At 57.6% G+C, this 21,500-nt stretch carries 17 protein-coding genes; 8 read left to right on the forward strand and 9 right to left on the reverse strand.

The features are described 5' to 3' along the window. The first annotated feature begins 8 nt into the window (after positions 1 to 8). The 6 genes from gspL to KGP25_RS07695 all read left to right on the forward strand — a co-directional run bounded on the left by gspL (position 9) and on the right by KGP25_RS07695 (position 7,933). Entirely contained in the window at positions 9 to 1,151 is a 1,143-nt protein-coding gene (gene gspL, locus KGP25_RS07670) for a type II secretion system protein GspL (protein ID WP_111966996.1), read from the forward strand. After that, positions 1,148 to 1,633 carry a type II secretion system protein M gene (locus KGP25_RS07675; protein WP_045908415.1) on the forward strand — a complete coding sequence of 162 codons (486 nt, stop codon included), beginning with the start codon at positions 1,148 to 1,150 and terminating at the stop codon, positions 1,631 to 1,633. The genes gspL and KGP25_RS07675 overlap by 4 nt, the downstream gene beginning before the upstream one ends. Further along, on the forward strand, positions 1,630 to 2,427 hold the full coding sequence (locus KGP25_RS07680; RefSeq protein WP_223540207.1) for an A24 family peptidase: 798 nt from the start codon (positions 1,630 to 1,632) through the stop codon (positions 2,425 to 2,427). Before KGP25_RS07675 ends, KGP25_RS07680 begins: the two co-directional genes overlap by 4 nt. Positions 2,428 to 2,686: 259 nt before the next feature. Continuing rightward, on the forward strand, positions 2,687 to 5,401 hold the full coding sequence (locus KGP25_RS07685) for a glycosyl hydrolase family 18 protein (protein ID WP_069719526.1): 2,715 nt from the start codon (positions 2,687 to 2,689) through the stop codon (positions 5,399 to 5,401). 135 nt (positions 5,402 to 5,536) lie between these two features. After that, positions 5,537 to 5,971: a type III secretion system invasion protein IagB gene (iagB, locus tag KGP25_RS07690; protein ID WP_048027141.1), complete on the forward strand. Its 435-nt coding sequence runs from the start codon at positions 5,537 to 5,539 to the stop codon at positions 5,969 to 5,971. A 150-nt stretch (positions 5,972 to 6,121) separates the two neighbouring features. After that, on the forward strand, positions 6,122 to 7,933 hold the full coding sequence (locus KGP25_RS07695) for a chitinase (RefSeq protein WP_045908411.1): 1,812 nt from the start codon (positions 6,122 to 6,124) through the stop codon (positions 7,931 to 7,933). Between the two features lie 113 nt (positions 7,934 to 8,046). Here KGP25_RS07695 and KGP25_RS07700 read toward each other — a convergent pair whose 3' ends face one another. From KGP25_RS07700 to poxB, 4 genes are all read right to left on the reverse strand, one after another. Continuing rightward, complete coding sequence (locus KGP25_RS07700) at positions 8,047 to 9,060, reverse strand: NAD(P)-dependent oxidoreductase (RefSeq protein WP_032649241.1); 1,014 nt, start codon at positions 9,058 to 9,060, stop codon at positions 8,047 to 8,049. A 92-nt stretch (positions 9,061 to 9,152) separates the two neighbouring features. Continuing rightward, positions 9,153 to 10,589 carry an SDR family oxidoreductase gene (locus tag KGP25_RS07705; RefSeq protein ID WP_223540208.1) on the reverse strand — a complete coding sequence of 479 codons (1,437 nt, stop codon included), beginning with the start codon at positions 10,587 to 10,589 and terminating at the stop codon, positions 9,153 to 9,155. 10 nt (positions 10,590 to 10,599) lie between these two features. Beyond that, a complete protein-coding gene (gene ltaE / locus KGP25_RS07710; protein WP_045908408.1) occupies positions 10,600 to 11,601 on the reverse strand; it encodes a low-specificity L-threonine aldolase in 1,002 nt (333 codons plus the stop codon). 38 nt (positions 11,602 to 11,639) lie between these two features. Next, a complete protein-coding gene (gene poxB / locus KGP25_RS07715) occupies positions 11,640 to 13,358 on the reverse strand; it encodes a ubiquinone-dependent pyruvate dehydrogenase (protein ID WP_023343670.1) in 1,719 nt (572 codons plus the stop codon). 151 nt (positions 13,359 to 13,509) lie between these two features. Here poxB and KGP25_RS07720 point away from each other — a divergent pair, with 151 nt between their 5' ends. Then, on the forward strand, positions 13,510 to 13,944 hold the full coding sequence (locus KGP25_RS07720) for a DoxX family protein (protein WP_045908406.1): 435 nt from the start codon (positions 13,510 to 13,512) through the stop codon (positions 13,942 to 13,944). Between the two features lie 90 nt (positions 13,945 to 14,034). Here KGP25_RS07720 and hcr read toward each other — a convergent pair whose 3' ends face one another. The 4 genes from hcr to aqpZ form a co-directional block, all read right to left on the reverse strand. Continuing rightward, positions 14,035 to 15,003: an NADH oxidoreductase gene (hcr, locus tag KGP25_RS07725; protein WP_223540209.1), complete on the reverse strand. Its 969-nt coding sequence runs from the start codon at positions 15,001 to 15,003 to the stop codon at positions 14,035 to 14,037. 10 nt (positions 15,004 to 15,013) lie between these two features. After that, positions 15,014 to 16,666, reverse strand: a complete 1,653-nt coding sequence (hcp, locus tag KGP25_RS07730; RefSeq protein ID WP_223540210.1) for a hydroxylamine reductase — start codon at positions 16,664 to 16,666, stop codon at positions 15,014 to 15,016. 144 nt (positions 16,667 to 16,810) lie between these two features. Further along, positions 16,811 to 17,710: a lysine exporter LysO family protein gene (locus tag KGP25_RS07735; protein WP_045908403.1), complete on the reverse strand. Its 900-nt coding sequence runs from the start codon at positions 17,708 to 17,710 to the stop codon at positions 16,811 to 16,813. A gap of 170 nt (positions 17,711 to 17,880) precedes the next feature. After that, a complete protein-coding gene (aqpZ, locus tag KGP25_RS07740) occupies positions 17,881 to 18,576 on the reverse strand; it encodes an aquaporin Z (protein ID WP_008499998.1) in 696 nt (231 codons plus the stop codon). A 290-nt stretch (positions 18,577 to 18,866) separates the two neighbouring features. On the opposite strand from aqpZ, the gene KGP25_RS07745 reads away from it, so the two are divergent. After that, the gene (locus tag KGP25_RS07745) at positions 18,867 to 20,525 is read left to right on the forward strand and encodes an ATP-dependent endonuclease (protein ID WP_048222285.1); all 1,659 of its coding nucleotides are present in this window, start codon (positions 18,867 to 18,869) and stop codon (positions 20,523 to 20,525) included. Here KGP25_RS07745 and KGP25_RS07750 read toward each other — a convergent pair. Continuing rightward, a complete protein-coding gene (locus tag KGP25_RS07750) occupies positions 20,522 to 21,478 on the reverse strand; it encodes a VirK/YbjX family protein (protein ID WP_048027158.1) in 957 nt (318 codons plus the stop codon). The genes KGP25_RS07745 and KGP25_RS07750 overlap by 4 nt on opposite strands. Between the last annotated feature and the right edge of the window lie 22 nt (positions 21,479 to 21,500).

The following is a 21,500-nucleotide window of genomic DNA, read 5'->3' on the forward strand; positions in this document are numbered from 1 at the left end:
AGAACGCTATGAAACAGGTCCTTTTTGTTCGTCCCGACAGCCGTGAGGACGGGAAAATCATGTGGTGTGAGTCGGGAAGCGAACAGGTTACAACCCTGGACGCCCCGCAGGCGCTGCATACCCTTGCCGATCATCCGCTGGCCGCGCGCGTCTGTCTGCTGCTGCCCGCCAGCGAGATGATCTTCCGCCACTTTACGCTGCCGAAGAAAGTCGCGTCGCAGGCGACAGCCTTCTCGTGGATGGCGGAGGAGACCCTGATCGGCGAGGTGGACGATCTCCACTGGACGGTGCTGAACAAAAAAGGCGCCGAGGTGGACGCGGTGGCGATAGATACCGCCCGCCTGCAGCAGTGGCTGACCCGCTTTCACGAGGCGGGCCTGAAGGTGATTCAGGCCCTACCGGACGCCTGGCTGCTGCCGGTGACGGCGGGCGGAAGCACGCTGGTCGCGCAGGAGGAGAACTACTGGCTGCGCTTATCCCCGCATACCGCCTGTAACGTTGAGGCGGGCCTCTTGCCGCTGCTGATGCAAAAAGCCGGAGACGGCGAGGTGCGTTGCTACGGGGAGATCCCGCCAGGCGTTGAGGTTGACGACCAGCTGGCGGGCGAACATCCGCTGGTGCTGATCCAGCCCCAGTGGCAGGCGTGCCGCGTCAACCTGCTGCACGGTGCGTTCAGCGCGAAGGCGACCAGCGCGAGGGCGGCGAAAGGGATGAAGGCCGCCGTCGCGGCGATGGGGCTTCTCTCTCTGGGCCTGCTGCTCGGCCCCCGCATCGCCCTTGCGTGGATGCTGGTCGATCAGGAAAATCAGGTCCAGCAGGAGATGGTCCAGCTCTATCAGCACCATTTTCCTAGCATGCGCCAGCAGACCAACATCAAGTACCACTTCGGGCAGAACATCAAGAAGCAGCCTAAGGGCATTTTTTTGCAGATGGACGAGCTGGAAAAAATCCGTCAGTCCGTTCCGTCAATGGAAATTACGCTGCTTGAATATGACGACACGCAGGGGGGCCTGACGTTAAGCGTGAGTGCGCAAAACGAGCAGGCGTTACAGGACTTCATTCATCAGGCCAGCGCGAATTTTGATTTTACGTTACAGCCTATTTCAAAGGACGCGCCGTATACGGCCATGATTACAGGGAAATATAAATGAAAGGGCGAATTGCACAGCTTAAATCTCGTTATCAACAATACAGCGTCAGAGAACAACGCATTTTAAAAATAGCGGCGGGAGCCTTATTCGGCGCCGTCATCTATTACGCGGGGGTAATACCCCTGGATAACATGATAAAAAATAGCCAGGCGACGCTGGCGCGACAAACTGAAACGGTAAACTGGATGAAAACAGAAATTGATAAAAACCATCTGCCGGTGCTACAGGTGAAAACTGATAATCCACGCAGTGTGGTGGAGAATAGCGCGCATGAAATTAACCTGACCTTGACCGATATTCGCCAGGACGGTCAGACCCTGGCCTTTGTGGTGAACCGGGTCAACGTCTATGAATTAAAAAACTGGCTGCGTGAGATGAACCTCGCCTCCGGCGTCAGGCTGGAGAAAATAAACCTCACGCCGGTGGATCACCTGAGCGACGTGAAGGCCGAAATCCAGCTGACCTGGAAAAAAGTGGCATGAACGGGCTGATGCTCGTCCGGGAGAGTTATCCCGTCGGGTTTGCCGCGATGAGCGGCGTGCTCGGCGCGATCCTGGGGAGCTTTCTCGGCGTCGTGGTGGACCGCGTGCCGGGGATGGTGATGGAGGAGGCGTGCCGCAGCAACCTGCTTTTCCCGGCATCGCACTGTCCCGTCTGCCAGCATGCGCTGCGCGCCTGGGAGAATATCCCGCTGTTGAGCTGGCTGGCGCTGCGGGGACGCTGCCGCTGCTGTCAGTCGGCGATTCCGCTGCGGTTATTTTTACTCGAACTGGTGATGGCGCTGTTCTTTGGCGTCACCGCCTGGTGGATACCGGGCTTAGCATCCCTTTTCTCGCTGTGGGTGCTGGCGGCCTTTCTGCTGCCGCTGGCGATGATTGATAGACAGCACCAGCTGCTGCCCGACTGCCTGACGCAGCCGCTGCTGTGGGCCGGGCTGCTGTTCCACGCCTTCAGCCACGGACTGCCCCTGCGCGATGCGCTGCTGGGCGCGGTGGCGGGCTATCTTTCGCTCTGGTTGGTGTACTGGGCGTTTCGTCTACTCACCCGCCGGGAAGGGCTGGGCTACGGCGATTTTAAACTGCTGGCGGCGCTGGGCGCCTGGTGCGGCTGGCAGGCGCTGCCTGAGATTGAATTAATTGCCGCATTAAGCGGCATCGTGGGGTATTTGCTTTTAAATAAATTAAATAAAAATAACCTCACCATCGCTTTCGGACCTTATCTGGCTTTTGCTGGAATAGCACTCTATACCAGCCGGTTATTTGTGCTCACATATTAAATAACCGGGTCAAGTTTTTTTATAAATTTTTTCGACGGGGAAAGAGAAGGACGACCTTTTATCCTCAGTGTATCGTAAAAGGCATAAGCTACACGGAGTTTTAGCTTGTATCTTTTAATGGAGGAATACAACGCGTCTTTAAGGTTTGGGTAACGGCTGTCTGCGTATTTAAAAAAACGCACTATGTGAATAATATTCCATGTTTTAAAGGAAGACATGGGTCAATTACGTTTACGAATAAATTTATCAGGAAATAAAAATGAAATTTATTAAGCCTAAATATCTGGCGCTCTTTATTGCAGCGGCAACCGGTTCTGCATTCGCAGCTGCGCCAGGTGCACCGACCATCGGCTACGGCAATGACAAATTTGCGCTGGTGGAAGTGGATCAGGCCGCGCAGGATTACAACAGCCTCGTCAAAGTGCATAACGACGGCGTGGATGTGAAAGTCGAGTGGAACGTGTGGAGCGGCGACGCGCCAACCTCTGCAAAAGTGCTGCTCGATGGTCAAACCGTGTGGACCGGTGCAGCCGGTGCAAGCGGCTCAGCCACCTTTAAGGTGAAAAAAGGCGGACGTTATCAGGAACAGGTGGAAGCCTGTAACGCCAGCGGCTGTACCAAAAGCGCCAGCAAGCTGATCATCGTGGCGGACACCGACGGCAGCCATCTGCTGCCGCTGAACGCACCGCTGCAGGAGAACAACAAAACGTTCGCCAAACATCCTGATAAAGTGGTTGCGGCGTACTTCCCTGAATGGGGCGTTTACGATCGTAACTTCCCGGTTGATAAAATCCCGGCTGCAAACCTTAACCACATCCTCTATGGCTTCATTCCAATCTGTGGCGGCGACGGCATTAACGACGGCCTGAAAACCGTTGAGGGCGGCAACAGCTTCTCCGTGCTGCAGCGCGACTGCGCCGGACGTCCGGACTTTACCGTGGCCATCCATGACCCGTGGGCTGCTCTGCAAAAACCGCAGGCGGGCGTCGCCGACTGGGACGACCCGTACAAAGGGAACTTTGGCCAGCTGATGGCGCTGAAAAAAGCGCATCCTGACCTGAAAGTGCTGCCATCCATCGGCGGCTGGACCCTGTCCGACCCGTTCTACCACATGGGCGACCCGGCAATCCGCTCTCGCTTCGTGGCCTCCGTGAAGGAGTTCCTGCAGACCTGGAAATTCTTTGACGGCGTGGACATCGACTGGGAATTCCCGGGCGGCGGCGGCGTGACTGAAACCAAAGGCAACCCGCAGCAGGATAAAGCCACCTACACGGCGCTGATTCACGATCTGCGTACCATGCTGAACGAGCTCTCCGCGCAGACGGGTCGTACCTATGAGCTGACCAGCGCCGTGGGTGCAGGCCGCGACAAGATCGAAGACGTGGATTACACCACCGCTCAGCGCGATCTCGACCATATCTTCCTGATGAGCTACGACTTCTACGGCGGCTGGAGCAACACCGAGCTGGGCCACCAGGCCGCGCTGCGCGCGCCGTCATGGCGTCCGGACACGAACTACACCACCGAGAACGGCGTAGACGCGCTGCTTGCTCAGGGCGTACAGCCAGGCAAGATCGTGGTGGGTGCGGGCATGTATGGCCGCGGCTGGACTGGCGTGCATGGCTACACCGGCGACAATCCGTTCACCGGTACCGCAACCGGCATGGTGAAAGGCACCTGGGAACCGGGCGTAGTGGACTATCGTCAGATTATGAACGAGTACAAAGGCAAGCCAGGCTGGGAATCCGGCTACGATGCGACTGCCGAAGCGCCGTACGTCTTCAATAAGGCAACGGGGGATCTGATCTCCTATGAAGATGCACGCTCTACCACGGCAAAAGGGAAGTACGTGCTGTCGAAAAACCTGGGCGGCCTCTTCGCCTGGTCTATCGACTCCGATACCGGCGACATCCTGAACGCGATGAACGAAAGCCTGATGGGCGGCTCTGCGCCAGTTGATCCGGTCGTGACCAACCATGCGCCGGTTGCCACCGCGGTTGACCAGACGGTAACAGGTCCGGCTACCGTGACCCTGGACGGTTCGGCTTCAACCGATCCAGACGGTGATGCCATTACCTACAAATGGACCCAGATCTCTGGCCCATCGGTGACCCTCACCAACAGCACCAAAGCGAAGGCTTCCTTCAACGTGGCGGCCGTCACCAGCAACCAGACGCTGGCGTTCCGACTGACCGTGACTGACGCGAAGGGGCTGAGCAACTCCGCTGATGTTCAGGTCGTTAACAAAGCGCCAAAAGCGAACCAGGCGCCGGTGATTAACCCAATGCAGAACGTCACCCTGCAGGCAGGCGAAACTTATGCCCTGCACGCGCAGGCGGCGGATCCAGACGGTGATGCGCTGACCTACGCCTGGAGCGTACCGGCTGATATGCACGCGACCGGTACCGATAGCGCGAACGTGAACATCACCGCGCCTGAGGTGAGCTCTGAGTCGTCCTATACCCTGAGCGTGGTGGTGAGCGATGGCAAGACCAGCGTTCAGTCCAACGTCCAGGTCGTGGTCACGCCAAAACCGGCTGACGAAGTGACGCCTCCGGCAGAAGACGTCACCCCGCCTGCGGATGAAGTGACGCCACCGTCAGACGAGGTGACTCCGCCATCTGATGAAGGTACGGCGACCGGCAGCTGCGATAAGCCTGTTGACGCCAACGCCAGCAAATATCCGGCGTGGGAATCCAGCAAAATCTACAACACGGGCGATACCGTCAGCTTCGACCATCTGGTGTGGAAAGCGAAATACTGGACGCAGGGCAACCAGCCTGACTTCGGTGTGGACGCATGGGAAATGGTAAGCAACGTGAAGATGAACTGGCGCTCTGACCTGGCATACAACGGCGGCGAAACCACGACCTACCAGGGCAATGTTTACCGTGCGAAATGGTGGACGCAGGGTGATAACCCGGCCAACAGCGACGTATGGGTGAAAGAAGGCGCATCAACCGATTGCAAATAACCTTCTGAACCGTGAATTGCGGGAATGATATCAACCCGCAATGGTTGGTCACACCCCACTTCGGGTGTGACCAACACTTCAGAATGATCGCTAATTATGAGCAGGAAGAGGTTCAGTATTTAAGAGCAGGTGCTCATGAAACGCGTGATTTTATTTTTACTGCTGTTTAGTCAAAGCGTATTTGCGAACTGTTGGGATAACGCCGGACATTATTATCACGTCGATCCGTGGCTGTTATATGCGATTGCCAAAGTGGAATCCGGAATGAATCCCTACGCGGTAGGCTGGAACCACGACGGCACGCGTGACGTCGGGTTGATGCAGATTAACAGCTCGCACTTCAGCGAGTTAGAGCGTCAGGGGATTGATGAGAACCAGCTTATGACGGAGCCCTGTACCTCCATTATGGTCGGCGCGTCCATCCTGTCCGGGATGATAAAAGTGTATGGCTATAACTGGGAAGCGGTAGGTGCCTATAACGCCGGGTTGAAAAAAGAAAATTATCCGCAGCGCATGCGTTATGCCCATAAAGTGTGGGCGAAGTATCAGCAAATAAAGTCGGGTAAATAACGATGGCGTCATTTTTGTTTTTTGAAGAATTCCTTTTGGTGTTCTTCAGAAAATGAAAAAGAACCACACTCTCAGGCTTATTTATTAAGGGAGTAATACATAAGCCGGGAATGTACTCACCCTAGTTGCTTAAATACAGGATTATTTGAAATGACGAAAAGGACATTACTGAGCGTTCTCGTGGCGGGAGCATGCATTGCACCCTTTATGGCGCAGGCTGCATCACTGCAGGCGGCCAGCAGCGAGCCGTACACCATGAAAGCCAGCGATCTGGCGAAAAAGGAAAAAGAGCTGACCAATTTCCCGCTGATGGTTTCGGTGAAAGACACCATTGCGACTCTGGACAACAGCCTCGTTGAGCAAATTGAGCCAGGTCGTGCGTCGAACCCTGACAACGTCAAGCGCGTTGAAGGGATCGTGAAGGCCAGCGACTGGGAATATCTCTTCCCGCTGCGCGCTCAGTCTTACACCTACAGTAACTTCCTGAAGGCTGTTGGTAAATTCCCGGCACTGTGTAAGACCTATAACGATGGTCGCGACAGCGACGCCATCTGCCGCAAAGAGCTGGCGACCATGTTTGCCCACTTTGCGCAGGAAACCGGCGGTCATGAAAGCTGGCGTCCGGAAGCCGAATGGCGTCAGGCCCTGGTTCACGTTCGTGAAATGGGCTGGACTGAAGGCCAGAAAGGCGGCTATAACGGCGAATGTAACCCTGACATCTGGCAGGGACAGACCTGGCCATGCGGTAAGGACAAAGACGGCGACTTCGTAAGCTACTTTGGCCGCGGCGCAAAGCAGCTGTCTTACAACTACAACTACGGTCCGTTCTCGGAAGCGATGTTTGGCACCGTCCGCACCCTGCTCGACAAACCTGAGCTGGTGGCGGATACCTGGCTGAACCTGGCGAGTGCGATCTTCTTCTTCGCCTATCCGCAGCCGCCAAAACCAAGCATGCTGCAGGTTATCGATGGCACCTGGCAGCCAAACGATCACGATAAAGCCAACGGCCTGGTTCCTGGCTTCGGCGTGACCACCCAGATCATCAACGGTGGCGTAGAGTGCGGCGGTCCGACCGAGATTGCCCAGTCTGAAAACCGCATCAAGTACTACAAAGAGTTCGCGAACTACCTGAAAGTGCCAGTTCCGGCGAATGAAGTGCTGGGCTGCGCCAACATGAAGCAGTTCGATGAAGGCGGCTCCGGCGCGCTGAAGATCTACTGGGAGCAGGACTGGGGATGGAGTCCGGATACGCCGGACGGTAAGACCTACTCTTGCCAGCTGGTGGGTTACCAGACGCCGTTCAGCGCGTTCAAAGAGGGTGACTACACCAACTGCGTTAAGAAGTTCTATAACGTGAACATTATTAACGATGATGGCTCGGCAGTGACCCCAGGCGAAGACAAAACTCCGGCAGACACCACGCCGCCAGCGGATACCACGCCAGCGGAAGATACCACCCCTGTTGAACCGGCAACCGTGAATCACGCCCCTGTGGCGCAGATTGCGGGCCCAATCGGGGCAGTTGAAGCGGGTGCGCAGGTTTCCCTGAGCGCGGAAGGCTCCACAGACGCCGACGGTAACAAGCTGACCTACACCTGGCGTTCCCAGGATGGCCAGACCGTGACCGGTCAGGACAAGGCGGTGGTGACCTTTAAGGCACCAGAGTCTGCAACGGCTCAGCAGTACGAAATCGGCCTGACCGTCAGCGATGGCGAACTGACCAGCACCACGTCCTACCTGCTGAACGTGAAAGCGAAAGCCACGTCTAAGGACGAAGGCACTTCCGGCTCTTACGCCGCGTGGAGCGCGAACAGCAAGTACAACGCAGGTGATATCGTGAACAACCACGGTAAACTGTTCCAGTGCAAACCGTTCCCGTACAGCGGCTGGTGTAACAACTCTCCGGCATACTACGAACCAGGCGCTGGCCTGGCGTGGGCAGATGCCTGGACAGCTCTGTAAAAGCAAACGGCAACCCTCGGGTTGCCGTTTTCGTACATGAGGCTAATGGGGCGAGGGGGCAGTACGGAGCAGTTGTAGGCCCGGTAAGGCGAAGCCGCCACCGGGCAAAAAGGCTAGCGATGAAGCTTCCCGTGATCCCGTAACCACGCCGCCGTGCGCATAATCCCTTCATCCAGCGTTACAACCGGTTTATACCCCAGCTCATTCTCCGCCCGCGAAATATCCAGCGTGAAGTCAAAGTTGAGTTTAGAGACACCGTAATGCGTCAGCGCAGGCTCTTTGGCTGTTTTACTGCCAAAGCGCTCCATGCTGCGGGCAATCATATCCAGCATGGGATAGGGAACAGAACGGATACGGCAGTCGATCTGCAGCTCGTCGATGAGCCGCTGCACAATGCTGCGCAGCGTGCACGGTTCGCCATTAGTGATGTTATAGGCGCGACCGGAGATCAGCTTATCGCAGTCCGGCTGGCTGGCCAGCCACATGGCGTGAACGGCATTTTCGTAATAGGTCATATCCACCAGCGCATCGCCGCCGCGCGGCAGCAGCACGCTGCCGTAGTGGTGCATCATCTGCGCCAGACGGGGAATAAATACCTTGTCGTGCGGCCCGAACAGGCTCTGCGGACGCAGGACCGTAAAGCGGGTATGCGGGTTTGACTGCGCCAGCAGGTCAATGACCTCTTCGCTGGCCGCCTTGCTGCGGGCAAATTCACAGGCAAAGCGGGCAGGGCGGAAATCTTCCTGCACGTCGCGATGGTGGTGATAGTCGAAATAGAGTGACGGTGACGAGATATGAATAAAGTTACGCACGCCCCAGGCAACGGCCCATTCACCCAGACGGCGGGTGGCCCGCACGTTGGCGAGATCGAAGGCTTCCTGGGTCCCCCACGGGGAGGTAAAACTGGAACAGTGCCATAGCGTGTCGATACCGGCGAGCATCACCTTCGCCTGCGAGGAGACGAGCTCCGTCAGGTCGGCATGGACGAACTCTGCGCCCATTTTTTGCAGCAGTTTACCCATCGCTTCGTTGCGACCGGTAGCCCTGACGCTGATGCCTTTATTGCGCAGAAATTCGACCGCATTTCGGCCTAAGCCGCTGGTCGCCCCGGTAACCAGTACCTTCATAGCTATCCACTGTGTTGAAAAGAATTTCGTGCGCATTCTTTCGTGAATTACGGCGCTATGCAATGGGAAAGGTGAAAGAAAGAGAGTTTTATTTAGATCTTTTCCGTCTTTTGTTCTGCCCGTTGCGCAATGCGTTTCGCCATGCCCCGGAAGATAAACAGGTGAGCAGGGATCATCAACAGCCAGTAGAACAGACCCGGCATTCCGTGCGGATGCCACCATGCGCGGACGTCCAGTTCACGATGATCGCCTTTGTCTTTCAGGGTAAAGCAGAGTCGGCCCAGCCCCGGGGCTTTCATGCCGAACAGCAGCGCCAGCTGTTTTTCCGGCTCGACGATGATCACCTTCCAGCTGTCGACCGCGTCGCCCACCTCAAGATACGGGCGTGCCGGGCGGCCTTTTGCCAGCCGGTGGCCCACCAGCAGGTCCATTGCCCCGCGCGTTTGCCAGAGGAGATTACCGAAGAAATACCGTTCTCTGCCGCCAATCTGGTTCACCACCTCCCACAACGCGGCCAGGCTGGCGCGGGTTTTCACCGTACAGCCCGCCTGTTTCGGGTAATAACCATACTCCGGCCGCCAGCGGGCAAAGGCCTGGGCGTCGTAACCCCAGTCGCTGGAGTTCACCAGCTTTTCTTCTTCCTTGAGCGTGTTGCGCACGGCATCGTCAAAGCGGATCAGGTCCTGGGGAATTAAGGCGCGCAGCGCGCGATCGTCGGCCAGTAAATCATGCTTCAGCCCCTGAATAAGCGCTTTGGCGGTCGTCGGCGGCACCGAGGTGATGACATTCAAAAACCACACCGAAATCCAGCGGGTCGGGAAGGGAATGGGGATCAGCCAGCGGCGGCGTCCGCTGACGCGCATGAAATGTTCGAACTGCTCCTGATAGCTCAGCACGTCCGGGCCTGCCGCCTCGAGCACGCGGTGTTGCTCCGCCGGATGATCCAGCAGGGCCACCAGATAATGCAGCAGGTTCTCCAGCGCAATCGGCGTGGTGCGCGAACGGACCCAGCGCGGCGGCGTGAGCACCGGCAGGTTGTAGACCATATCGCGCATCACTTCGAAGGCGGCAGAGCCTGCGCCGACGATGATCCCGGCGCGCAGTTCGGTGACGGGGATATTTGCCCCCCGCAGGATGTCCGCCGTCAGCTGGCGGGCGCGCAGGTGATCGGACTGCTCGTGTTCAGGCGCCTGGAGTGAACTGAGAAAAATCACCTGCTTCACTGGGGTTTGCAGCAGGGCATCGCGGACATTCATCGCCACCTGACGCTCGTGGGCGATAAAATCCCCGCCTTCGCCCATGCTGTGCACCAGGTAGTAAAGGGTGTCGACCCCGTCCAGTAGCGTGGGAAGTGACTTCGGCCAGTTGAGGTCAACGTTGTGACAGGTAACGCCCGCTAAACTGAGTTTTTGCAGGCGTTCGGTGTTGCGTGCCGCAGCCAGCACCTGGTGCCCCTGCTGGCTTAACGCCGCGGTGAGATGCTGACCGATATACCCGCTGGCGCCGAGCACCAGAATGCGTTGCGGCACGTGATGCTCCTTATCGCTGTAAAAACGCCTGCCAGTGTTTCACCACGTCGGTCAGCTGCTCGCGGCTGACGTCGAGATGCGTGACCAGACGCACGACAGGCGAGGCGTTGATCAGCACGCCACGTGCTTTCATAAATTCACCCAGCGCAGCGGCGTGGTCATCGCCCACGCGAACGAACAGCATGTTAGTGTCGTGGCGCATCACGTCGGCGCCAATTTCACGCAGCTGCGCCGCCATCCACGCGGCGTTGTCGTGATCGTCCTTCAGGCGCGCCACGTTATTTTTCAGGGCATACAGCCCCGCAGCTGCCAGAATACCCGCCTGACGCATACCGCCGCCGGTCATTTTGCGCCAGCGGTTGGCACGCTTGATGTAGTCCGCATTGCCGACGAGTAGCGAACCCACTGGGGTGCCCAGCCCTTTAGAGAGGCAGATGGTGAACGAGTCGCAGTATTGTGTAATCTCTTTCAGCTCGCAGCCGTACGCCACCACGGCGTTGAAGATGCGCGCGCCGTCCACGTGCAGGCCCAGCCTGCGTTCGCGGGTAAACTCCCATGCGGCTTTCAGGTATTCGCGCGGCAGCACTTTGCCGTTGTGGGTGTTTTCAAGGCTGAGCAGCCTGGTGCGGGCAAAGTGAATATCGTCGGCTTTGATTTTCGCCGCGACCTTATCAAGGGGCAGGGTGCCGTCCGGCGCGGCGTCAATCGGCTGCGGCTGAATGCTGCCGAGCACCGCGGCACCGCCGGCTTCGTAGAGGTAGTTATGCGCGCCCTGGCCGACAATGTACTCTTCACCGCGCTCGCAGTGGCTGAGCAGCGCCACCAGGTTGGCCTGCGTGCCGGTGGGCAGGAACAGGGCGGCCTCTTTTCCGCTCAGCTCTGCGGCATAGCGCTGCAGTTCGTTTACCGTCGGGTCGTCGCCGTAGACGTCGTCCCCGACCGGGGCGGCCATCATCTCTTCGAGCATGGCGCGACTCGGGCGGGTAACGGTATCACTGCGTAAATCAATCATGGCATGTCCTTATATTTAAAAAGGCGATGCCAGATGTTTTACCTGAGCCAGTTGGTTTTTGCCAGTTCGATCACCTCGTCACCGCGACCGCTGATGATGGCGCGCAGCATGTACAGGCTAAAGCCTTTGGCCTGCTCAAGCTTGATCTGCGGCGGGATCGCCAGCTCCTCTTTGGCGACGACCACATCCACCAGTACCGGGCCGTCGATGGAGAAGGCGCGCTGCAGGGCTTCATCCACCTCGGAGGCTTTCTCCACGCGGATGCCGGTGATGCCGCAGGCCTCGGCGATGCGGGCAAAGTTGGTGTCGTGTAGCTCGGTGCCGTCCGTCAGATAGCCGCCGGCCTTCATCTCCATCGCCACGAAGCCCAGCACGCTGTTGTTGAAGACCACGATTTTCAGCGGAAGCTTCATCTGCACCACCGACAGGAAATCGCCCATCAGCATGCTGAACCCGCCGTCGCCGCACATCGCCACCACCTGGCGCTCCGGCGCTGTCGCTTTTGCGCCCAGTGCCTGCGGCATGGCGTTGGCCATCGAGCCGTGGTTGAACGAGCCGAGCAGACGGCGCTTGCCGTTCATTTTCAGGTAGCGTGCCGCCCAGACGGTTGGCGTGCCTACGTCGCAGGTGAAAATGGCATCGTCGTCCGCGAAATGGCTGATCTGCTGCGCCAGATACTGCGGGTGAATGGCTTTGTCGCTCGGTTTGGCGAGATCGTCCAGACCCTTGCGGGCATCGCGATAGTCGCTTAGCGCTTTATCGAGGAACTTGCGATCGGTTTTCTCTTCCAGCAGCGGCAGCAGGGCGGCAAGGGTGGATTTGATGTCGCCCACCAGCGCCATATCGACCTTGCTGTGCGCGCCGATGCTGGCCGGGTTGATATCAATCTGAATGATTTTGGCATCCGTCGGGTAGAACGCGCGATACGGGAACTGGGTGCCGAGCAGGATCAGCGTGTCGGCGTTCATCATGGTGTGGAAGCCGGAAGAAAAACCGATCAGTCCGGTCATGCCCACGTCGTACGGGTTATCGTATTCGACGTGCTCTTTGCCGCGCAGGGCGTGGACGATCGGCGCTTTCAGCTTACCGGCAAATTCCAGCAGCTCCTTGTGCGCGCCCGCGCAGCCGCTGCCGCACATCAGGGCGATATTGCTGGCGTAACGCAGCAGTTGCGCCAGCTTTTTCAGCTCCTCCTCGGCTGGCGTCACCACCGGCTGCGGCGCGTGATACCAGTGGGTGCTGGCCCCTTCTGGCGCAGCCTTGAGGGCCACGTCGCCCGGAATAACGACCACCGAAACGCCGCGATTTAGCACGGCCTTGCGCATGGCGATCGCCAGAACCTGCGGGATCTGCTCCGGGGATGAAACCAGTTCGCAATAGTGGCTGCATTCACGGAACAGCTCCTGCGGATGCGTCTCCTGAAAATAGCCGCTGCCGATTTCGGACGAGGGGATGTGGGCGGCAATCGCCAGCACCGGCACGTGATTGCGGTGGCAGTCGAAGAGACCGTTGATCAGGTGCAGGTTACCTGGCCCGCAGGATCCGGCGCAGACGGCCAGTTCACCGGTAAGCTGCGCTTCAGCACCTGCGGCGAACGCGGCAACCTCTTCATGGCGGGTCGGCATCCATTCGATGGTCTTCATCTTGTTAAGGCTGTCGCTGAGTCCGTTCAGGGAATCGCCGGTGACGCCCCAGATACGTTTTACGCCAGCCTGTTCGAGCGTTTTCGCTATATATGCAGCCACGGTTTGTTTCATGGTTGTCCGTCTCCTTTTTGTGATAACGCTTACAAGCTTAGAAGAAAGTCTCCGTATTGCCCGTCAAATCCCCCCAATTAAAAGGCGCTTTTCACGCGCAATTATTCGGCATAATCTGGTGATACCTCAGTGAAAACAGGAATCATTTCAAATGGTTAAATCATTGTTAATTGCTGTTAATGAAAAGCTATCGTGCGACGATCTTGGCAAACTCTTGTTACGACTTGCCGTCGGCGGGCTGATGCTCTTTCACGGTTTGCATAAGCTGTTTGGTGGGGTGGGCTTTATCAGCGGCATGCTGGTGGAGAAAGGGCTGCCGGGGTTTATTGCCTACGGCGTGTTGATTGGCGAAGTGGTGGCGCCGATCCTGATTATTGTCGGGCTCTTTACGCGCCCGGCCGCGCTGGTGTTGGCGTTTACGATGATCGTGGCATGGCTGATGGTGGGAATGGGGGAAACGCTCGCCCTTGATAAGGTTGGCGCATGGGCGATTGAAAGCCTGGTGTACTTCTTTATCGGCTCGCTGGCGGTGGCGTTTTTAGGCGCAGGGCGGTTTGCGCTGGGGAAAGCACCTGCGTGGCGGTAGGCCGGTTGTAGGCCGGGTAAACGTAGTGCCACCCGGCAAAAAGCCCGGTGGCGCTGACGCTTACCGGGCCTACGATCGAAAGCATAACCTTTATGCGAGGACGAGATCACCCTGCGGATGGCACGAGCAAGCCAGCACGTAACCCTCGGCAATTTCCGCGTCGGACAACGTCATGGTGCTGGTGACGGTGTACTCCCCGGAAACCACCTTCGTTTTACAGCAGCCGCACACCCCGGCGCGGCAGGCCGCCGTCACCGGCACGTGGTTGCTTTCCAGCGCCTCCAGCAGCGTGGTCCCCACGCGGCCAAAGAAGGTCTGCGCAGGCTGCAGTTTGGTAAACGTAATCCCGCTGGTTGCTGCTTCTGCCACCGGCGTGAAAAACTGCTCCTTGAAGAAGCGGGTCACGCCGAGCGCTTTCACATCTTCTTCCACGATAGCCATGTACGGCGCCGGGCCGCAGGTCATCACGGTGCGGTTCGCGATATCCGGCACGCTTTGCAGCAGCTCGCGGCTCAGGCGACCGGGCACAAAACCGTGCGTCGCGTTGTGCTCAGCCACCAGCGTCACCGGATAATCACGCCACTCCTCGGCAAAAATCACATCCTCCGGAGAGCGCACGCTGAAGATCACCTGCACGTCGGCCTGCGGGCGGTGTTTGGCCAGCCAGCGGCGCATTGACATAATCGGCGTTACGCCACAGCCCGCCGCCAGCAGCAGGAATTTCTCTTCCGCTTTGTCGTCACAGGTGAATTCACCCTGCGCATCGGACAGCCAGATATAATCCCCGCGTTTCACGTCCCGGGTCAGCCATTCTGAACCGGCTCCGCCTTCAATGCGACGGACGGTAAGCGTGATGTACTCGCTCACGCCCGGCGTGGAAGAAAGGGTGTAGGCGCGCAGGGTGTCTGCCGAATGGCGAACGCTAACCAGCGCATACTGACCCGCACGGTACGGATAGTAGTCGTGGCACAGCAGCGACAGCGTCCACACATCCGGCGTCTCCTGATGAATGTGATGAACCTGCATGCGCCACGGGCAGTGTGAGGTTGGCATGGTCATGAGTTACTCCTTACGCGCTCAGCAGTTGCTTCATATCGTCTTCAACGTTGGTCACGGAGCGCAGACCGAATTTTTCATTGAGCACCGCCAGCAGGTCCGGCGTCAGGAAGCCTGGCGCGGTCGGGCCAGTCACGATGTTAGTCACGCCCAGAGAGAGCAGGGTCAGCAGGATGACAATCGCTTTCTGCTCAAACCACGAGAGCACCAGCGACAGCGGCAGGTCGTTCACGCCGCAGCCCAGTTTCTCTGCCAGGGTAACGGCCAGAATGATGGCCGAATAAGCATCGTTGCACTGGCCCGCATCGATCAGGCGCGGCAGACCTTCGATGTCGCCGAATTCCAGCTTGTTGAAACGGTATTTGCCGCACGCCAGGGTCAGGATCAGGCAGTCTTCCGGCACGCGGGTGGCGAAATCGGTAAAGTAGTTACGCTCGCCGCGCGCGCCGTCGCAGCCGCCGACGAGGAAGATGTGGCGCAGCTTTTCACGGCTGACGAGATCGATCAGCGAGTCAGCGGCACCGAGCAGGGTTTCACGACCGAAGCCGACGGTGATCAGATGCGGGATCTCGCTGTACGGGAAGCCTGCCATCTGCTGCGCTTGCGCTATCACCGGACCGAAATCGTCACCTTCAAGATGGCTCACGCCCGGCCAGCCGACGATGCTGCGGGTCCAGATGCGGTCGTCATACGCGCCCACGGTCGGGTCGATGATGCAGTTAGAGGTCATCACGATAGGGCCAGGGAAGCGGGCAAATTCCACCTGCTGGTTCTGCCAGCCGCTGCCGTAGTTACCGATCAGGTGCTTAAACTTACGCAGCTCCGGATAGCCGTGCGCCGGCAGCATTTCACCGTGGGTATAGACGTTAACGCCGGTGCCTTCGGTCTGCTTCAGCAGGTTGTAGAGATCTTTCAGGTCATGACCGGAGATCAGGATACATTTACCCTCGGTCGCTTTGACGTTGACCTGCGTTGGGGTCGGATGGCCGTAGGTGCTGGTTTCACCGGCGTCCAGAATGCTCATCACCCTGAAGTTCATCTGCCCGATTTCCATCGAGCATGCCAGCAGCGCGTTCATATCGGCAGGCCAGGTGCCCAGCCACGCCATGATTTTATGGTATTGCGCGTAAATGTCGTTGTCGTATTGACCGAGCACATGCGCGTGCTCCATATAGGCTGCCGCGCCTTTCAGGCCGTACAGGCACAGCAGGCGAAGGCCGAGAATGTTCTCGCCAATCGCCGCTTTGTCTTTATTCGGCGTGAATTCTGCCGCCTGACGCTGCAGCTCGCCCAGATCGTCACTCACCAGCTGAAGGTCTGACATCGGGTTTTCCACGCGGGCGCAGGCATCCGCCTTCAGACACTGCGCTTTCAGCGCTTCACGCAGGGCAATGGCTTCGCGGGCATAGCCAACAATGCGCGGAGAGTCGAAGTTAACGTTGGTTAGCGTGGAGAAGAAGGCGCGCGGGGCGAAGCTGTCGACGTAGTGGTCGATGATGCCATATTCGCGGGCTTTAAACGCCCATGCGGAAAGGCCTTGCAGGGCCGCAATCAGCAGGTCCTGAAGGTCAGATGTTTCTGCGGTTTTGCCGCACATACCCTGTGCATAAGAGCAGCCATTGCCTGCCGGGGTACGGATGGTTTGTTCACATTGCACACAAAACATAATCACACCTGTTAAAGTTATATTTAATATACATGTTTAAGGTTATGCCTGTGCCAGAACGGTGAAAAGGGCTTTTTACTACAAAATAGAGGGAGATTGATTTAGCGCAATTTTGGCGGCAGGAACCCTACCGCCAAAGAAGTATCAGGCCGAGAAGACGGCCATCAGAACCGGAACCAGCAGGCTTAAAATAAAGCCGTGAACGATGGCGGCGGGCACCATCTCCAGCCCGCCAGAGCGTTGTAACACTGGCAGGGTAAAGTCCATCGACGTCGCGCCGCACAGGCCCAGCGCGGTAGAGCGGCTGCGGCGAACCAGTCCTGGGATCAGCATAATGGCGAGCAGTTCACGCGCCAGATCGTTAAAGAAGGCGGCGCTGCCAATCACCGGACCGAATGATTCGGTCAGCAAAATACCGGAGAGGGAATACCAGCCAAAACCTGACGCCATCGCGAGGCCGGTTTTCAGCGGCAGGTCGAGAATAAAAGCGTTAATCACGCCCGCCACCATGGAACTGGCGATAACAATGACCGCGACCATCATTCCCCGACGGTTCAGAACAATTTGCTTCAGCGTCATGCCATTATTTCGCAGCTGGATACCGATCAGGAACAGCAGGAAGATCAGCGTATATTCACTGGCCTCTGTTGCGTGCTGTAAAAACGCCCAGCCGGTCAGCCCAAGCAGAAAACCGAGCACCACGACGCCGCACAGTTTTAATGATTCCAGCGCCATCGCAATTCGGGAAGGCAGCTTTTCCTGATGATGATGGTTTTTCCACGGAACGGTGCGCTCAAGCCAGAATAATGCGGCGATATTACACAGCAAAATAACCACCACGGTGACCACCGAATAATGCAGGATGGAAAGCAAATTCGTCGCCAGATTATCCAGGAAGGCCAGGCTTATCCCCATAAAGAAAAGAATGACGTAAACAATCCAGCTGAGAAAACGGTTGATGAGCCGTAATGCGGATTCTCTGTGCAGCGGAATAAGGTAGCCCACAATCAGGGGCAGCAGAATAATGAGGAGTCCTGAAAACATGAACAGCCGGTCCTTTTGAGTATCTGTTGAGCGCCAGAGACACTACCCAATAAAGGCTGTCAGGTAAAGGAGCAATAAAAAAGCCGGGTGGCGGCTGCGCCTTACCCGGCCTACAAGTGCACTTTCACGTAGGTCGGGTAAGCGTTAGCGCCGCCCGACACCGCGCGCAATTAATCGCGTTTTTCCAGCAGGGTGCGGTACAGCACGCCACCCAGGATACCGCCGATAATCGGCATGACCCAGAACAGCCACAGCTGCTCAAGCGCCCAGCCCCCCTGGAAGATGGCGACGGCGGTACTGCGCGCCGGGTTAACGGAGGTGTTGGTGACCGGAATCGAAATCAGGTGAATAAGGGTCAGCGCCAGACCAATCGCAATAGGGGCAAAGCCTGCTGGCGCGTGTTTATCGGTTGCGCCGTGGATCACCAGCAGGAAGCCTGCGGTCAGCACAATTTCAATCACGATGGCTGACAGCATGGAATAACCGCCCGGAGAATGCTCGCCGAAGCCGTTAGAGGCGAAGCCGCTGGCCGCCGCGTCGAACCCGGCTTTACCGCTGGCAATCACGTACAGAACGCCCGCTGCGATAATACCGCCAACCACCTGGGCGACAATATAACCAATCACTTCTTTCGCCGGAAAACGACCGCCGGCCCATAAACCTAACGTTACTGCCGGGTTAAAATGACCGCCGGAAATATGCCCCACGGCAAAGGCCATGGTTAATACGGTCAAACCAAATGCCAGCGCGACGCCGACAAAACCGATACCTAATTCCGGGAATGCTGCTGCCAGAACGGCGCTACCGCAGCCACCAAATACCAGCCAGAATGTACCAAAGCATTCTGCAGCCAATTTTCTAAACATAACCACCTCAAATAATTTTCCGCACGCTTTCCCGCGCGCGGGATATATCGCCATAAAGGGATGACGACTCAAAGAGTCCGTATTTTAAAAACCAACAACACCCCTTCGCCACTTAAATAAATTCGATTAATTTGATTTAAGGCAATGTGATGTCAATCCTTGTTCAAATCAGCGGTAAATAGAGCATAGACCAATTCTCGCCACGGTGAATGTTGTGCTGTCGTGACAGGGCGCCTCCCGCTATACTGCTGATAACTTAAAGGAAAAAGTGATCATTGCGCGGGGGATTTATGCTTCTCGAACGTGTGGAAATTGTCGGGTTTCGCGGTATTAACCGCCTGTCGCTGCAGCTGGAACAGAACAACGTCCTGATCGGCGAGAACGCGTGGGGTAAGTCCAGCCTGCTGGATGCGCTGACGTTACTGCTTTCGCCCGAAGACGATCTGTATCACTTCGTTCGCGACGACTTCTGGTTCCCGCCCGGCGACGTGACGGGGCGCGAGAAGCACCTGCATATCATCCTGACGTTCCGCGAATCCGAGCCCGGACGGCATCGGGTGCGTCGCTTCCGCCCGCTGTCACCCTGCTGGGTGCCGTGCGATGACGGCTTCCACCGGATTTTCTATCGGCTGGAGGGTGAAATGGCGGAAAACGAGGGCGTGTTGACCCTGCGTGATTTTCTTGATGAAAAAGCCAGTCCGATCCCGCTGGACAATATCGACGATTTGGCCCGCCACCTGATCCGCCTGACGCCGGTGTTGCGCCTGCGCGATGCGCGTTTTATGCGGCGCATACGTAACGGTACCGTCCCGAATATGCCGGAAGTGGAAGTTACCGCCCGCGAGCTGGATTTTCTGGCAAGAGAGCTGGTGTCGCGTCCGCAAAATCTGACCGATGGTCAAATTCGTCAGGGGCTGTCTGCCATGGTACAGCTTCTGGAGCACTATTTTTCCGAGCAGGGGACGTCGGAGTCGCGCCATCGCCTGATGCGCCGCCGCTCTCATGACGAGCAGCGCAGCTGGCGCTACCTCGATATCATTAACCGGATGATCGACCGGCCCGGCGGTCGTACCCATCGGGTGATTTTGCTGGGGCTGTTTTCAACGCTACTGCAGGCCAAAGGCACTGTTCGTCTTGACCGGGACGCCCGGCCGCTGCTGCTGGTGGAAGACCCGGAAACGCGCCTGCATCCCATCATGCTCTCCGTGGCATGGCATCTGCTGAACCTGCTGCCGCTCCAGCGCATTACGACCACCAATTCCGGTGAATTATTATCGCTAACGCCGGTAGAGCACGTCTGTCGTCTGGTGCGTGAATCTTCCCGCGTCTCCGCCTTCCGCTTAGGGCCGGGGGGATTGAACGCGGAAGACGGGCGGCGCATCGCGTTTCATATTCGCTTTAACCGCGCGTCGTCGCTCTTTGCCCGCTGCTGGCTGCTGGTGGAGGGAGAGACGGAAACCTGGGTCATCAACGAACTGGCGCGCCAGTGCGGCCACCATTTTGATGCGGAAGGCATTAAGGTGATTGAATTCGCCCAGTCGGGACTCAAGCCGCTGATCAAATTTGCCCGCCGGATGGGGATCGAGTGGCACGTTCTGGTCGACGGTGATGAGGCGGGCAAAAAATATGCCTCGACCGTACGCAGCCTGCTGAATAACGAGCGAGAAGAAGAGCGCGACCATTTAACCATGCTGCCCGCCATGGACATGGAGCACTTTATGTATCGTCAGGGGTTCGACGACGTATTCCACCGAATTGCCATGGTGCCGGTCGATGTCCCGATGAACATGCGGCGCGTGATCGCCAAAGCTATTCATCGTTCTTCAAAACCGGATTTAGCCATTGAAGTGGCAACGGAAGCGGGGAGACGGGGCGTGGAGGCGGTGCCGACCCTGCTGCGGAAGATGTTTTCCCGCGTGCTGTGGCTGGCACGCGGGAGAGCGGATTAACGTTGAGTCGCCTGGTTCACCTGCTGAATCAGGCTATCCAGCAGCGCGTAGCGGCGGCGATATTCGGAACGCTTTTTACTCGCGATCTCTTCCATCGGTTTGCGCGGCATGACGAGGGGCAGCATAAAGTTGCCGCTATCCTGCTTTTCACCGCCGATGGAGATCCAGAAACTGTCGTAATCGGCCAACAGTTTCCCCTCTTTTTTCTTGCGGTAGCGCCAGCTGCGATAAATATGGGTGTCGTTACTGACGGCGACAATCTGTTCTACAGGGAAGGCGGTGCCGAGCGTCATGGCGGCTTCGACCAGCAGACGTTTCGGGAACAGACCATGGCAGGCCTTCGTCGCGCCCTGGATCAGCTCATGGGGTACGTGGGCTTTTGCGCCCTGCAGGCCGCCGATAAACAGCGTCGATTTTCCCTCAAACTGGCACAGGGTGAAGGTCATCTCGGCCAGCACCGTATTCTGATGGTCGCAGAAGGCGAGGGTGGCTTCCCCTTCTTTATCCAGAAACGCATCGGCGCACAGGCGGACGGTAAATTGCTCTTCATCTTTACCGGTTAAGGTGAGCAGCGTGAAGCCCTTTTTCGACAGATAGCCCGAGAGCAGCGATGCCGGCATATGGCGGCTCATCGTTTGATAGTGCCAGTTAAGGGACTCAAGGGCCTGCTGGCGATTCATATTCACCGTCAGCCAGGGGCGATGCAGACGGCACGGCAGTCCTGGCTGTACCTGCAGCATTTGCATCAGGCTCGGCTGTTTTGCAAGGCTCGTCAACAGGCGAGCGGTACTTACAGGCGTCGCCAGCGAACGGAGCATGAATTTACGTCGATAGGCGGGGTTTTGCCACGCCAGCCCTGGCGTGAGCTTACCGGAAGCCAGATGACTGAAGAGCTGCCAACCCGATGCAGGCTGTGGCAGGTTTGAAAAAGGTGTATCGACGATGGAAGACATGTTAGATCCTGCTTCTTGATGA

Source organism: Enterobacter sp. JBIWA003 (assembly GCF_019968825.1).
GTDB lineage: Bacteria > Pseudomonadota > Gammaproteobacteria > Enterobacterales > Enterobacteriaceae > Enterobacter > Enterobacter quasiroggenkampii.

Coding starts and splice junctions, on each gene's coding strand:
- gspL (WP_111966996.1), top strand. CDS start 9: ATGAAACAGGTCCTTTTTGTTCGTCCCGACAGCCGTGAGGACGGGAAA.
- KGP25_RS07675 (WP_045908415.1), top strand. CDS start 1,148: ATGAAAGGGCGAATTGCACAGCTTAAATCTCGTTATCAACAATACAGC.
- KGP25_RS07680 (WP_223540207.1), top strand. CDS start 1,630: ATGAACGGGCTGATGCTCGTCCGGGAGAGTTATCCCGTCGGGTTTGCC.
- KGP25_RS07685 (WP_069719526.1), top strand. CDS start 2,687: ATGAAATTTATTAAGCCTAAATATCTGGCGCTCTTTATTGCAGCGGCA.
- iagB (WP_048027141.1), top strand. CDS start 5,537: ATGAAACGCGTGATTTTATTTTTACTGCTGTTTAGTCAAAGCGTATTT.
- KGP25_RS07695 (WP_045908411.1), top strand. CDS start 6,122: ATGACGAAAAGGACATTACTGAGCGTTCTCGTGGCGGGAGCATGCATT.
- KGP25_RS07700 (WP_032649241.1), bottom strand. CDS start 9,060: ATGAAGGTACTGGTTACCGGGGCGACCAGCGGCTTAGGCCGAAATGCG.
- ltaE (WP_045908408.1), bottom strand. CDS start 11,601: ATGATTGATTTACGCAGTGATACCGTTACCCGCCCGAGTCGCGCCATG.
- poxB (WP_023343670.1), bottom strand. CDS start 13,358: ATGAAACAAACCGTGGCTGCATATATAGCGAAAACGCTCGAACAGGCT.
- KGP25_RS07720 (WP_045908406.1), top strand. CDS start 13,510: ATGGTTAAATCATTGTTAATTGCTGTTAATGAAAAGCTATCGTGCGAC.
- hcr (WP_223540209.1), bottom strand. CDS start 15,003: ATGACCATGCCAACCTCACACTGCCCGTGGCGCATGCAGGTTCATCAC.
- hcp (WP_223540210.1), bottom strand. CDS start 16,666: ATGTTTTGTGTGCAATGTGAACAAACCATCCGTACCCCGGCAGGCAAT.
- KGP25_RS07735 (WP_045908403.1), bottom strand. CDS start 17,710: ATGTTTTCAGGACTCCTCATTATTCTGCTGCCCCTGATTGTGGGCTAC.
- aqpZ (WP_008499998.1), bottom strand. CDS start 18,576: ATGTTTAGAAAATTGGCTGCAGAATGCTTTGGTACATTCTGGCTGGTA.
- KGP25_RS07745 (WP_048222285.1), top strand. CDS start 18,867: ATGCTTCTCGAACGTGTGGAAATTGTCGGGTTTCGCGGTATTAACCGC.
- KGP25_RS07750 (WP_048027158.1), bottom strand. CDS start 21,478: ATGTCTTCCATCGTCGATACACCTTTTTCAAACCTGCCACAGCCTGCA.